General features: G+C 46.3%; 1 protein-coding gene. It reads right to left on the reverse strand.

The annotated features are described in order from the left end of the window. On the reverse strand, positions 1-732 hold a 732-nt coding region (locus tag IEE83_RS32775; RefSeq protein WP_194124966.1), incomplete at its 3' end, for an IS66 family transposase. Positions 733-886 lie beyond the last annotated feature (154 nt).

Genomic DNA, 886 nt, shown 5'->3' on the forward strand with positions numbered 1-886 from the left:
GCTCTCATCCACCTGAAGATATCCTTTTGTCTTGATATCGAAGACCAGTTGTTCGTAGAGCGGTTCGAGCTTGATCAAGGCTTCTTTGGTCCAGCCTTCCAGGGTTGAAGATGCAATCTGGATATCTTCTCTGGCAAAACGTTGCTTCTGCCGGTAAAGTGGAAGGTGGTCTTGATATTTATCGGTTAAAATACTGGCTAGAAGTCCGGCAGATGGAATTCCTTTGTCGATGACCCGCTCCGGAAGTTGACCGATTCTGACACCATCACCGTTTTTAGGCGCATACTTATAGCGTATGTATCTTTTGATTAAAAAGCGGGCAGGTTCATAATCGAGTTCTTCGGTAACTTCCTTGCCGATACATACCATTTCAGAAAGATCGCCCGTGGGATAAATCTCGATTTCTTCGACAGGTAGGTGCGCTGGAAGCGCAGCACGGCCTTTGTGATTAGGCCTACTGCAGACATAACTGATCTTTTCTTTCAGGATTTCCTCTTGTGCGGCAATTTGCTCGGCGGGCGCCTCAAAGGGGAGTACAATCTGGGCGGGATCCCCTTCGAAGCGTTCCCGTTTTTGCCCGAACTGCATCCGCTTGTACATCGCAAGCTGCGATTTCAGATAAGCGTTTTCATCTTCCAACTCTGCTATCCGCTCTTCACTGTAAGACTGCTTTTCCTTGTTTATAAGGGCTATCAGTTCTTCTTTTGAAAGCGATTCCAGAGACATATCCATGCACTAAAGATACAGATCCGGAAGCATTTCAGCTAATAAAATGTGCCTTTTTTACACCTAAATATGGAATCTTGTCTTCTGTGTACTCTTTTGTATCTGGATGCCCTCTACCATCAGGACCAGCTCGGCCCAACTCAACAATACTCGACCATCC

The organism is Dyadobacter subterraneus, assembly GCF_015221875.1.
Classification (GTDB): Bacteria; Bacteroidota; Bacteroidia; order Cytophagales; family Spirosomataceae; genus Dyadobacter; species Dyadobacter subterraneus.